Source organism: Streptomyces sp. NBC_01016 (assembly GCF_026341035.1).
GTDB lineage: Bacteria > Actinomycetota > Actinomycetes > Streptomycetales > Streptomycetaceae > Streptomyces.
Genome location: NZ_JAPEOQ010000001.1, coordinates 3,355,159 through 3,367,377 on the forward strand (window position 1 = coordinate 3,355,159; position 12,219 = coordinate 3,367,377).

12 protein-coding genes are annotated in these 12,219 nt (G+C 72.0%); 7 read left to right on the plus strand and 5 right to left on the minus strand.

Annotation, left to right across the window (positions count from 1 at the left end; translation table 11 throughout):
• Window positions 1-38 precede the first annotated feature (38 nt).
• The gene (locus OG746_RS15450; RefSeq protein ID WP_266715172.1) at window positions 39-1,199 is read left to right on the plus strand and encodes a YihY/virulence factor BrkB family protein; all 1,161 of its coding nucleotides are present in this window, start codon (window positions 39-41) and stop codon (window positions 1,197-1,199) included.
• 23 nt (window positions 1,200-1,222) lie between these two features.
• Here OG746_RS15450 and OG746_RS15455 read toward each other — a convergent pair whose 3' ends face one another.
• Window positions 1,223-2,068 carry an NmrA family NAD(P)-binding protein gene (locus OG746_RS15455; protein WP_266715173.1) on the minus strand — a complete coding sequence of 282 codons (846 nt, stop codon included), beginning with the start codon at window positions 2,066-2,068 and terminating at the stop codon, window positions 1,223-1,225.
• 80 nt (window positions 2,069-2,148) lie between these two features.
• Here OG746_RS15455 and OG746_RS15460 point away from each other — a divergent pair, with 80 nt between their 5' ends.
• On the plus strand, window positions 2,149-3,081 hold the full coding sequence (locus OG746_RS15460; RefSeq protein ID WP_266715174.1) for an AraC family transcriptional regulator: 933 nt from the start codon (window positions 2,149-2,151) through the stop codon (window positions 3,079-3,081).
• Window positions 3,078-3,782, plus strand: a complete 705-nt coding sequence (locus OG746_RS15465; RefSeq protein ID WP_266715175.1) for a helix-turn-helix transcriptional regulator — start codon at window positions 3,078-3,080, stop codon at window positions 3,780-3,782. Before OG746_RS15460 ends, OG746_RS15465 begins: the two co-directional genes overlap by 4 nt.
• Here the strand turns inward: OG746_RS15465 and OG746_RS15470 are convergent.
• Window positions 3,766-4,152: a VOC family protein gene (locus tag OG746_RS15470; protein WP_266718974.1), complete on the minus strand. Its 387-nt coding sequence runs from the start codon at window positions 4,150-4,152 to the stop codon at window positions 3,766-3,768. The two genes, OG746_RS15465 and OG746_RS15470, sit on opposite strands and share 17 nt — an antisense overlap.
• 99 nt (window positions 4,153-4,251) lie before the next feature.
• Here OG746_RS15470 and OG746_RS15475 point away from each other — a divergent pair, with 99 nt between their 5' ends.
• Complete coding sequence (locus OG746_RS15475) at window positions 4,252-4,905, plus strand: DUF4389 domain-containing protein (protein ID WP_266715176.1); 654 nt, start codon at window positions 4,252-4,254, stop codon at window positions 4,903-4,905.
• Between the two features lie 49 nt (window positions 4,906-4,954).
• Window positions 4,955-5,614, plus strand: a complete 660-nt coding sequence (locus OG746_RS15480) for a ThuA domain-containing protein (protein ID WP_266715177.1) — start codon at window positions 4,955-4,957, stop codon at window positions 5,612-5,614.
• A gap of 36 nt (window positions 5,615-5,650) precedes the next feature.
• Here the strand turns inward: OG746_RS15480 and mmuM are convergent, their stop codons facing one another.
• Both mmuM and OG746_RS15490 read right to left on the minus strand, forming a co-directional pair.
• Complete coding sequence (gene mmuM / locus OG746_RS15485; RefSeq protein ID WP_266715178.1) at window positions 5,651-6,556, minus strand: homocysteine S-methyltransferase; 906 nt, start codon at window positions 6,554-6,556, stop codon at window positions 5,651-5,653.
• Window positions 6,557-6,642: 86 nt separating this feature from the next.
• A complete protein-coding gene (locus tag OG746_RS15490) occupies window positions 6,643-8,313 on the minus strand; it encodes a rhamnogalacturonan lyase B N-terminal domain-containing protein (RefSeq protein WP_266715179.1) in 1,671 nt (556 codons plus the stop codon).
• Window positions 8,314-8,532: 219 nt separating this feature from the next.
• Here OG746_RS15490 and OG746_RS15495 point away from each other — a divergent pair, with 219 nt between their 5' ends.
• Window positions 8,533-9,606, plus strand: a complete 1,074-nt coding sequence (locus OG746_RS15495; RefSeq protein WP_524540413.1) for a rhamnogalacturonan acetylesterase — start codon at window positions 8,533-8,535, stop codon at window positions 9,604-9,606.
• Between the two features lie 9 nt (window positions 9,607-9,615).
• On the opposite strand, the gene OG746_RS15500 is transcribed toward OG746_RS15495, so the two are convergent.
• Window positions 9,616-10,773 carry a serine hydrolase domain-containing protein gene (locus tag OG746_RS15500; protein ID WP_266715180.1) on the minus strand — a complete coding sequence of 386 codons (1,158 nt, stop codon included), beginning with the start codon at window positions 10,771-10,773 and terminating at the stop codon, window positions 9,616-9,618.
• A 250-nt stretch (window positions 10,774-11,023) separates the two neighbouring features.
• On the opposite strand from OG746_RS15500, the gene OG746_RS15505 reads away from it, so the two are divergent.
• Complete coding sequence (locus OG746_RS15505; protein ID WP_266715181.1) at window positions 11,024-12,211, plus strand: Cmx/CmrA family chloramphenicol efflux MFS transporter; 1,188 nt, start codon at window positions 11,024-11,026, stop codon at window positions 12,209-12,211.
• The last annotated feature ends 8 nt before the right edge of the window (window positions 12,212-12,219 follow it).

Consider the following 12,219-nt stretch of genomic DNA (forward strand, 5'->3'; position numbering starts at 1 on the left):
GGATGGGTGCCGCGGCCTGCGACGGATACCTTTGAGACGTGCAGCCAGCAAGTGAATCCCCCCAGGAAGTGACGTCCGGACGCCTCCATCGGGCTCGCGTCCTCTATCAGAACGTCTCCAAGCGCAGGACTGCCTGGCTGCTCCTGAAGGACACCGTCAACTCGTGCATGGAGTACCGCATCCTGGGCCTCGCGGCCGAGGCGGCGTTCTTCACGCTCCTGTCGGTGCCGCCGCTGCTGCTGTCCCTGGTGGGTCTGCTGGCGTACGTCGACACCTGGACCGGCGCCGACACCATCGCGGGCGTCCGCGACAACATCCTGGAGGCCTCCCGCACGGTCCTCACCGACCAGGGCGTGAAGGAGATCGCAGAACCGATTTTGGACGACGTCATCAAGGGCGGCAGGCCCGACGTCATCTCCATCGGCTTCCTGCTCTCGCTCTGGTCGGGCTCGCGCGCGGTGTCGACGTTCGTGGACACGGTGACCGTGATGTACGGACTCGACGGCGTGCGCGGCATCGTGAAGACGCGGCTGCTCGCCTTTCTGCTCTTCCTGGTGGGGCTCGTCGTCGGCGCGATAGCGCTGCCGCTGATGATCGCGGGTCCGGACGCGGTGATCGGGCTCGTGCCCTGGTCCCAGTCCCTCGTCCAGATCTTCTACTGGCCCGTGGTCCTGGTGCTGTCCATCGCGTTCCTGACGACTCTGTACCACGTGTCCGTGCCGGTGCGCTCGCCGTGGATCGAGGACGTGCCGGGGGCCCTCGTGGCGCTGGCGATGTGGATTCCCGGCAGCTTCCTGCTGCGGCTCTACCTCACCAACACCATCGAGGGCCCGACCATCTACGGCTCCCTCGCCGCACCGGTCGCCGTGCTGCTGTGGATCGGTGTCTCGGCGTTCGCGGTGCTCGTCGGCGCCGCGGTGAACGCCGCGATCGACCGCGTGTGGCCGTCGGTCGCGACGGCGGCGGCGCGCGCCGCGAACGAGCGGGTGCGCAGGGCGGCCGCCACCGAGCAGTTGGCCCGGGCGGCCGCGCTGGGCTTCCCCGACGACGACGAGGAGCTGGACGACGGCGACGACCCGGGCATGCCGTCCGAGTTCCCGGAGCGCTGGTCGAAGTTCCTGCCCCCGGAGGACGTCACGTCCCGCCTGCGCACGCACGTCCGGAAGAACGGTGACGGGTCGGAGGACGAGGAGGACTGACGCCGCCGGGCGGCACCGGCCGGCTACTTCCAGGCGCCGGCCGCCGCCTCCCGCTCCGCGAACTCCCCGAACGTGCGCGGCCCGCGCCCGAGCACCCGCTCCACGTCACCGGTGACCGCGGCGTTCCGCCCGTCGAGCAGCGCCCCGAACAGCTCCATCAGGAACGCCACTTCCTCCTCCGGCACCCCGAACCCGCCCAGCGCCGCCCCGTACTCCCGCACCGGAACCGGGACATAGCGCTTCTCGGTCCCGGTGGCCGCCGCGACGGCCGCGAGCGCCTCGCCCCACGTCAGGAGCGCGGGCCCGGTGAGATCCAGGACCTCACCCGCGTACCGCCCCGACGGTTCGCGCAGCACGGCGACCGCGACCTCCGCGATGTCCGTCGCGTCGATGAACGGCTCGCGCAGCGCCTCCGGGGCCGCGAACGCCAGTTCCCCGCCGCGCACCTGGTCCGCGAGGTGGCCCTCGCTGAAGTTCTGCTGGAACCAGGCGCACCGCAGCACGGTCCACTGCGCCCCCGACTCCCGCAGCGCCTCCTCCGCAGGCAGCGCCTGGTCCTCGCCGCGCGCCGACAGCAGCACGAGCCGCGTCACCCCGAGTTCCACCGCCCGCCGCGCCAGCGCGCCCACCAGGCCGGCGGCGTCCGGCGCCCCGATGTCCGTGGGGAAGGCGAGATACGCCCCGTCGGCGCCGCGCAGCGCCTCGTCCCAGGTCCCGGGCTCCTCCCAATCGAACCGCACCGCGCCCGACCGGGAGGCCGCCCGGACGCCCAACCCGGCGGCGCGCGCCGCGTCGGCGACCCTGCGCCCCGTACGACCGGTGGCCCCGGTCACCAGCACCGTCTGTGTGTTCCGCTCCGTCTGCGTCATGCCTCCACTCAACTGCCGGGCGCCATCCGCCGACATCGCCGAGCCGCTCGCTGCCATACGCGGCCGTCTACTCTGCATTCATGGACGTACTCGCAGGGCTCCTGGAAGGGCCGAGGGCGCGCGGGGCCTTCATGATGCGGGCCTGCTTCGAGCCGCCGTGGGCCGTGCGGATCGCCGACGAGGCGCCGCTCTCCGTGATGATCATGGTGGAGGGCGAGGCGTGGATCCTGCCGGAGGGCGACGAGGACAAGCCCCGGCACATCCGCCCCGGCGACATCGCCATCGCCCGCGGCCCGGACCCGTACGTCTGCTGCGACGACCCGGCCACCGAACCGCGCGCCGAGATCGGACCCGGACAGGAGTGCCGCCCGCTGGGCCCCGCGCACGTCGGCCGCTACAAGGAGTTCGGTGTACGGGAGTGGGGCGAGTCCCCGGACGCCCCGGCCAAGATGCTGATCGGCACGTACCAGCTGCGCGGCGAGCTGACCGCGCGGCTGCTCGACGCGCTGCCCGCGCTGCTCGTGCTGCCCACCGAGGTGTGGCGCTGCCCGCTCACCCCGCTGGTCGCCGAGGAGATCGTGAAGGACGAGCCCGGCCAGGACGTCGTCCTCGACCGCCTCCTCGACCTCCTGCTCATCGCCTCACTGCGCGCCTGGTTCTCCCGGCCGGAGGCCGACGCGCCCGCCTGGTACCGGGCGATGGGCGACCCGGTCGTGGGCCGCGCGCTGCGCCTCATCCAGGACGACCCCGCCCACCCCTGGACGGTCGTCGAACTCGCCGAGCGGTCCGGCGTCTCACGGGCCGCACTCGCCCGCCGCTTCACGGAGCTGGTGGGCGAGCCCCCGATGGCGTACCTGACCGGCTGGCGCCTCGCGCTCGCCGCGGACCTGCTGCGCGAGGGCGGGGCGACGGTCGCGGCGATCGCCCGGCGCGTCGGGTACGGCAGCGCGTTCGCCCTGTCCACCGCGTTCAAGCGGGAGTACGGGGTGAGCCCGCAGGAGTACCGGTCATGAGCGGCGGCTACGCGGAGCGGGCCGCGCGGGTGCCGGGCGCGGTGGTGTGGACCCGGACCGTCGCGGACGACGAGAGCGCCGCGGCCCCGGTGCTGCCCGACGGCTGCATGGACCTGATCTGGAGCGAGGGCCGGCTCTTCGTCGCGGGACCCGACACCCGCGCCCACTCCACGGACCCCGGCGAGGGCCGCCGCTACGCGGGCATCCGCTTCGCACCCGGCACGGCGCCCGGCTACCTGGGCGTTCCGGCACACGAACTGCGGGACACCCGTGTCGAGTTGGAGCGTCTGTGGCAGGGGAGCGAGGCCCGGCGGCTGACCGAGCGCCTGGACGCCGCCGCCGACCCGGCCGCCGAACTGGAGGACCTGGCGGCCCGCCTCGCCCACGTCGCCGGGCCGCCCGACCCGCTGCTCACGCATGTGGCGCGGGCGCTCGACGCGGGCCGCACCGTCACGTCCGTCGCCGACGAGACGGGCCTGGGCGCCCGCACCCTGCACCGCCGCTCGCTGGCCGCGTTCGGCTACGGCCCCAAGACCCTGGCCCGCGTCCTGCGCCTGCAACGGGCCCTGGCGCTCGTCCGCGCCGACGTCCCGTTCGCCGAGGCGGCGGCCCGCGCAGGCTATACGGACCAGGCCCATCTGGCGCGCGACGTAAGGGACTTGACGGGCCGCACGCTGAGCGAGCTCAGGCGGCGGGCGTGAGCGGCGCGAAGAGGTCCACCTGGTTGCCGTCGGGGTCCCGCATCACGCAGTACCGCTGCCCCCACTCGGCGTCCCACGGCTTCATCACGCACTGGTGACCCACGGCGGTCAGCTTCTCGTACGTGGCGTCGACCCCCGCGGCGTCGCCGCAGAGGAACGCGAGCGAGACACGGCCGGAGCCCCGGTCGTCCCCGCTGGGGTCGGGATCGAACATCAAGCGGATACCGCCGGCCAACTCGGCCTCCACATGCGGAAGTTCCTCGGCGCCCGCGGGGAACGTGAGGCCGAGGAGCCGGTAGAAGGCGAGTGAGGCGGTCAGGTCGGAGCTGCTGACGCCGATGGCGTCCATACGCGGAGTGACATCGTTCATGGCCTCACCGTAGGCACCGGACAGGCCCGCGGTCTTGTACGAAACGGACACCTTCCGTCCCTCCTTGCGCGCGGGCCGAAACCGCCGTACACGAGGCATATGGCAGAAAACGAGTTCCTCGTCACCAAGGTGGTCCCCGCGAACCCGGTCACCCTGGAAGCCGATTACGATCCGGCCGTGTCCCGATGGCTGTGGCTGGTGAAGTGGCTGCTCGCCCTGCCTCACTACCTGATTCTCGTCTTCCTCTTCATCGCCTCGGGTCTCACCACGCTCGTCGCCCTGTTCGCGATCCTGTTCACGACCCGCTACCCGCGTCTCCTCTTCGACTTCAACGTCGGGGTGATGCGCTGGACCTGGCGCGTCGGCTACTACACGTACGGAACCCTCGGCACCGACCGCTACCCTCCGTTCACGCTCGCGCCCGTCCCCGACTATCCGGCCCGCCTCGACGTCGCCTACCCCGAGCACCTGTCGCGCGGACTGGTCCTCGTCAAGTGGTGGCTGCTCGTGCTGCCCCAACTGCTGATCGTGTCGCTGCTCGTCGGCGGCTCCAGCACGGCGGGCGGCGTCGCGGGACTGCTCACGTTCTTCGCCGCCGTCGCCCTGCTCTTCACCGGCGTCTACCCGCGCGGCATGTACGACTTCAACATCGGCCTGCACCGCTGGGCGGCGCGGGTGGCGGCGTACGCGGGGCTGATGACGGACATCTATCCGCCGTTCCGCCTCGACCAGGGGGAGCGCGAGCCCCACTAGGGCCTGTCGTTTGGATCAGGCCGGGCTCGCGGGGCCCTAACATCCGGGCATGCCCGCAGCCACACTCCTCGTGTACACCCGCACCACCGACTACCGCCACGACTCCATCCCGGGCGCCGTCGAGGCCCTGCGCACACTCGGCTTCGCCGTGCGGCACACCGAGGACCCGGCCGACTTCGAGGCGGCGCTCGACGCGGGGCCCGACGCCGTCGTCTTCCTCTCCACCAGCGGTGACGTGCTCACGGGCGGGGGCCGCGAACGGCTCGCTGGGTACGTCGACGGGGGCGGCGGCTTCGTCGGGGTGCACGCGGCGGCGTGCACGGAATACGGATGGCCGTACTACGGGGACCTGCTCGCGGCGCGCTTCGACCGGCACCCCGTGTACCAGCCGGGCCGCATCCGGATCGCCGACCACGACCACCCGGCCACCCAACACCTGCCGCCCTATTGGGAGTTCACCGACGAGTGGTACGACTTCCGCTCCGACCCGCGCGAGGATCCGACGGTGCGAGTACTCGCGTACGCCGACGAGTCCTCGTACGAGGGGGCGGCCATGGGCGGCGACCATCCGCTGGTGTGGTGCCGGGACCCGGAGGCATCGGGCCGCATGTTCTACACGGCCCTCGGCCACGCCACGGAGGCGTACGACGACCCGGCCTTCCGGGCGCATCTGGCGGGGGCGATCCACTGGGCGGCACGCAGGGACTAGCGTCCCAGTGGCTCAGCGGCCCAGCGCGCCCGTGGCTCAGCGGTCGAGCGCCGCCGCGATCCCCGCCACCGCGCTCGGCCCGACCCGGCAGCAGCCGCCGATCAACCGGGCCCCGGCGTCCCGCCACGCGGTCACCTGTTCCGGGGCGGACGTGGCGCTGCCCGTCCAGGCGCGCGCCTCGGCGTCCCACTCCTCGCCGCTGTTGGGGTAGACGACGACCGGCTTGCCGGTGACGCGGGACGCGAGGCGCACGGCGGGCTCGACGTCGCGCGGGGCGCAGCAGTTGACGCCGACCGCGACGACCTCCTCCGAGTCCGCGGCGACCGCGAACGCCTCCTCCAGCGACTGCCCGGCGCGGGTGCGCGCGCCGTCGACGCTGTACGACAGCCAGGCCGGCACGCCGAGCCCGCGCACGGCCCGCACCAGGGCCCGCGCCTCGTCCGCGTCGGGCACGGTCTCCAGGGCGAACACGTCGGGCGCGGCCCCCGCGAGCACCTCAAGGCGGGGCCGGTGGAAGGCGTACAGCTCCTCCTCGCTGAGCCCGTACCGCCCCCGGTACTCCGACCCGTCGGCGAGCATCGCCCCGTACGGCCCCGCGGAGGCGGCCACCCACAGGGGCCGGTCGGTGTCGGTGGCGGTGGCCGCCGTGCGCGCCAACTCGACGCTGGAGACCATGAGTTCGGCGGCCCGATCGTGCCCGATGCCGCGCCGTGCGAACCCGTCGAACGTGGCCTGATAGCTGGCCGTGATGGCGACGTTCGCGCCCGCCTCGTAGTACGTGCGGTGCGCCGCGACGATCGCCTCCGGCTCCTCGGCGAGCAGCCGCGCCGACCAGAGCTCGTCGCTCAGATCGTGGCCGGCGGCCTCCAGCTGGTTGGACAGGCCGCCGTCGAGAACGAGCGTGCCTCCGGCGAGGGCGCGGGTGAAGGAGTTGCTGGTCATGACGTCGACGCTAACCGACCGAGCGGCGGGCCGGGTCAGGCCCTAAGGGCTCCAAGGCCTCTGAGGCCCCTGAGGCCCCTAATGCCCTACGCCAGCAGATCGATCGCGTCGATCGCCGTCCCGGCGCTCAGGTACGAGGTCGTCCCTGAGCCGCTCACCACCTGGATCTTCAGCGTGTTGTACGCGCTGGTGTCCGTCTGCCAGGCGGAGGCGGGGACCGAGTACGTGAACGTGTGGTTGTTGCCGCGGTACGAGCCGTTCGTGAGGGAGCGGGTGGCCGGCTGGGTCGGTGGCGTGGGGATCGCGGACGTCCATGTGTCGTTGACGACGACCTGCGGGCGGCCGTTGGCGTACGCCGTCGTCACGCCGATGCGGAGGGTGTGCGCGGCGGCGGCCTGCGCGGCGGTCAGCTTGAAGTAGACGATGACCCCGCTGTTGACGTCCTTCCAGAGATAGCAGGGGAAGGCCGAGGTCTCGGTGCCGCTGCCGACGACGACGTTGCCGGTCCAGGTGGCGGCGCGTACGTCGGACGGGTGCGCGTACGTCATCAGGTCGGCGTTCTTGAAGCCGCTCGGCGTCCCGTTCCAGTCGTTGATGCGCCAGATCGCGGTGGCGTTGGAGGGGTCGTTCGTCGCGGGGATCGCGATCGTGTTCACCGTCGTCGTCGCGCCCGCCGTGACCGTCACCGACCCTGTGTGGACGGCGAGTTCGCCCTTGAAGACGGTGAGCGTGTAGGTGCCGGGCAGGACCTTCACGATCGAGAAGTAGCCGTCCGACGCGCGCGCCGAACCCCAGTACTGGGCCGTGGAGTTGGCGATTCCGACGGTGTAGGCGTGGGACGTGTCCCGGCCGCTGATGCCGACGCCCGCCATCCGCCCGCGCCCGCTCGCGGCGACGTACCCGGACATGCCGAGCGCGTCCGCCCACGACGTGTCGATGTTCCCGGGGTACAGCGACGACGAGGGCGCGCCGCCGTCCGTGAGCGCGATGACGTACGGGCCCTGGAGGCCGAACCGCTCGCTCTCCGTCTGGTTCTGGCCGTAGTACAGGATCTCGTAGAGCCCGCCGCCGTCCGCGCTCTGGTGCCTGAGCAGCGAGCGGTAGAACGGCCCGCCGGACGCCTTCTCGTGGTTCGAGCGGACCACCCACAACCCGACGCCGCCCGCGCTCCAGCCGACGTGGTCGTAGTCGATGACGCGCAGCTTCGAGTAGTGCTTCGACCTGGTCTGACCGTCCGCCTTCGCGAACACGTCGGACGCCTCGATCGTCGTCGGCGCGTATGTGTAGGAGTCCGGCTGGTCGTTGAGGAACAGGCCGGCCTTGACGCGCAGGATGAAGCGGGTGGCGCTGACGGAGGTATCCGCCTTGTTGGTCCACACGTAGACGTTGTTCTCGCCGCTCCGGGCCGCGTAGTAGTGCTTGAGCGTCCCGTACGCCACGGAGATCAGGATCGTCGAACCGGACTGCTTGACGCCGACCGAGGACGCGCCGAGCCCCGACTCGATGTGCGAGTTCTTGCCGCCGTAGCCCTGGTACTCAACTCCCTTGTAGGACAGGGACGTCAGGTCGCCGTTCGCCTTGCTGACCTTGAACACAAGGCTGGCGCCGGTGTCGACGACGTAGTTCGAGCCGTCGTCGCTGTAGCCGAAGGTCGCGGCGGACGCGGTGGGGGAGAGGGGTCCTGCCACCGCCGCGGTGGCGGCCGTCGCGGCGGCCGCCGTCAGCAGGGCGCGGCGTCCGATGGGGGTTTCGGGCATGGGGGTGCCCTCCTGAGTGAGGTGGGAGGTGCGGATGGTGCGGATGACTCGGCAGCGTGACAGTCGAACGACGTTCGCGAAAGCCCTTTCGGTGAACGGGACTTGAAGGCGCCGACCGGTTTCTCGCCGAAAACTTTGAATCGTTGCAGGAGGGCTAGAAAGCGCTTGCCCGCTGGGCTATGGTCCGTCCGCCGTACGCCCCGCCGAAGGAGTCCACCCGTGAGACGTGCCCGGAGCCGCTTCCGTAGACCTGCACTCGTCGCCGCCTGCCTCGCCGCGGCCGTGTCCGCCGGTGGGCTCGCGCCCGCCCACGCCGCTTCCGGGGCCTCCCCGGCTTCCGGCCTCGACCACTGCACCGGAACCGCGCCCGTGAACTGCCACTTCGATGTGGCTCCCGGACAGTACGACGTGCGCGTCACGCTGGGCGGTGCCGAAGCGGGCAGTACGTCGATATCCGGCGAGGCCCGCCGCGCCCTGCTCGCCGAGACACCGACGGCCGCAGGCCGGACGGCCCACCGCTCCTTCACGGTCGACGTCCGTACCCCGGAAGGCGAGCCCACGGGCCCCACAGGCACGGAAGGCCTCGACCTCACCTTCGCCGGATCGTCCCCGCTCCTTGCATCGATTCAGATCAAGAAGGCACGCGCCACCACCCCACGCGTCTTCCTCCTCGGCGACTCGACGGTGTGCGACCAGGCGGCGGACCCGTACACGGGCTGGGGCCAGGAGCTGCCGCAGTTCCTCAAGCGGGGCGTGAGTGTCGCCAACTACGCGGACAGCGGCGAGAGTTCAGTGACATACCTCCAGAACCCCGCCCTCTTCCCGGCCGTCGAACCGCAGCTCCGCCGCGGCGACCTGGCCCTGATCCAGCTCGCCCACAACGACAAGACCACCGACGCGGCGACGTACCGGGCCAACCTCAAGACCCTCGTCGACCGTGTCCGGGCGCGGGGCGGACGGCCGGTCCTCGTGACGCCGATCGTGCGCCGCTGGTTCAACGCGGACGGAACCCTGAACAACGACACGGCCCTCCTCGTGAACGGCCTCGGCGTCAACCACCCTGCTGTCGTGCGGGAGTTGGCGGCGACGGAGCGGGTCCCCCTGATCGACCTGACGGCGCTGACGAAGGCGCGCGTGGAGGAGCTGGGCCCGGAGGCCTCGAAGGCGCTCTACCTCTACGACGAGAAGCGCGACAACACGCACACGTCGGTGCGCGGCGCCACGGAGTTCGCGCAGTTCGTCCGGAACGAACTGCGCGAACAGGGCCTTGTGCGGGATGAGTTGGTCCGCTGAGGGCTGGGCTCAGCGGACGCTCTCCTCGGCCGCCCGCGCCACCGCCGCGACGAGTCGCTGGTTCTCCGGTGCCGGGCAGCCCGGGAAGGCGAAGCGGCGGCGGGTGTAGCCGTAGGCCAGGCCGGTGCGCGGGTCCGCGAGCGCCTCGGAGCCCGCGGCCCCGGCATGGCCGAACGCGGTGGCCCCCAAGGCCGGGTAGCGCACCCCCTCCGTCTCGAAACCGAGCGTGAAGTGGTCCGGATCGCCCGTCACCGCGTCGGTACCCGTCCAGCGGCGCTCCGTGAACTCCGCGATCGTCTCCGGCTTCAGCAGCGCCGGCGCCCCGTCGACCCCGCTGAGCGCCGCCGCGTACAGCCGGGCGAGGCCCCGCGCGGTGCCCACGCCGCCACCGGAGGCGGGCCCGAGGGCGCGCACCGTACGGGAGTTGGCGTAGTCGATGATGGCGAAGGACGGGTCGGCGGCCCGGTTGAACGCGATGGGGAGGAGGCCCTCGGGCGAGGGCCGGTTCGCGTCCAGGAGTGCCTGTTGCTCAGGCGTCGGCGCCATCGGCCGCGTCGGCTGGAGCCGCGCCTCCTCGGCCTCCGGGAGCCCCAGCCACAGGTCGAGGCCGTGCGGCGCCCGGATCCGCTCCTCGTAGACCTCCTGGAGCGTGCGGCCCGTCGCCCTGCGCACCACCTCGCCCGTCAGGGCCCCGATGGTCAGCGCGTGATAGCCGTACGCCGTCCCCGGCTCCCAGAACGGCCGCTGCCCGGCGAGACGGGCGGCGACGACACGGTCGTCCGCCAGCTCCTCCAGCGTGAACCCGCCGTCGACACCGATCAGGCCCGAACGGTGCGCGATCAGCTCGCGCAGCGTCAGCCGCTCCTTGCCTCCACCCACGAACTCGGGCCAGTAGGACACCACTTGGCGATCCAAATCGAGCACGCCCTCCTGCACGAGCAGCGCGACCACCAGATGTGCGGCGCCCTTGCTGTTGGAGTAGACGGGCAGCAGCGTCGACCCGTCGATGTCGTCGCCGGCCCACAGATCGACGACGGGCCGCCCCTGGACGTACGCCGCCAGCTGCGCGCCCGGCTCGGCCGTCTCCTCGGCGACCGCCGCGGCGAACTCCTCACGGACCTCCTCGAAGCCGTCCGCGACGCTTCCGTACACCTCGATGCCGCTCATTCTGCCGACCCCCTGTGCGAGTTGACCGCCCGTATACGTACGAGGTGATCGAACCGGGGGTCCGCCACGGGTATTCCCGCACGGCTGCCTGTCTGGTTTTGGAGCGAGTGCTACATAACGTGTTAGCGTCCTGCGGTGAGGGCGCGGCGGACTGTCGCCGCGCTAGTTATGAAGCGCACGCTCCAAAACCATCGGAGCGAGAAGTGGACGGGGCGCGCGCTCGAGAACGACAGGGAAAGGAAGGGAACCCATGCCACTCGCCGTCTACGTCCTGGGGCTCGGCATCTTCACGCAGGGCACGTCCGAGTTCATGCTCTCCGGGCTGCTCCCGGACATGGCCGCCGACCTGGGCGTATCGATCCCCGACGCGGGGCTGCTCATCTCGGCCTTCGCGCTCGGCATGGTCGTCGGCGCGCCGCTGCTCGCCGTGGCGACGCTGCGCCTGCCGCGCCGCGCCACGCTCGTCGGGCTCCAGGTGGTGTTCGTGGCGGCGCACGTCGTCGGCGCGCTTGCCCCCGGCTACGGGCTGCTGTTCGCGACCCGGGTGATCGGCGCCCTCGCGTACGCCGGGTTCTGGGCCGTCGCCGTGGCCACCGCCGTCGCCCTGGTGCCCGCGAGCGCGAAGAGCCGTGCGGTCGCCGTGGTCGCGGGCGGTCTCACCCTCGCCACGATCGTGGGCGTCCCCGCCGGAACCGTCCTGAGTCAGCACGCCAGTTGGCGCGCCGCGTTCTGGGCGGTGGCCGCGGCGACCGTGGTCAGTGCGGTCAGCACGCTCCTCGCGCTGCCGACCGACCGCACCGCGAAGGGCGCGGAGGCGCCCCGCTCGGTCCGGGCGGAGCTGCGCGGCATGGCCCGCCCCGCCCTCTGGCTCTCCTACGCCATCACCGCCTTCACCTTCGGCGCGGTCATCGTGACCTTCAGCTATCTGGCGTCGCTGCTCACCGATGTCACGGGGATCCGCGACGCCTGGGTGCCCGTGCTGCTCGCGCTCTTCGGTGCGGGCGGACTGCTCGGTCTCGTCATCGGCGGCCGCACCGCGCAGGTCGCCCCGCTGGCCACGCTCGGGTGGGGGCTCGGGGCCCTCGCCGTGATCTCGGGGCTGCTCGCGGTGGCCGCGCACACGGCGGTCGTGGTCGTCGTCCTCGTCTTCGCGCTCGGCGTGGCCGGATACGTCACCAACCCTGCTCTCCAGTCCCGCGTGTTCACGCTCGCGCCCGCCGCGCCCACCCTCGTCGGCGCCACCAACACGGCCGCGTTCAACGTCGGCAACACCCTCGCCCCGCTCCTCGGCGGGCTCGCGATCGACGCGGGCCTCGGGTACGCGTCCGTGGCGTGGGTGGGAGCGGCGCTCGCGGCGGTGGGTCTGGTGGGCGTGCTGTGGGCAGTCCGCCTGGAGCGTCGAGCCGAGAGTTTTGTACCGGTACTCCAAAACTCGTAGTCTTGCGG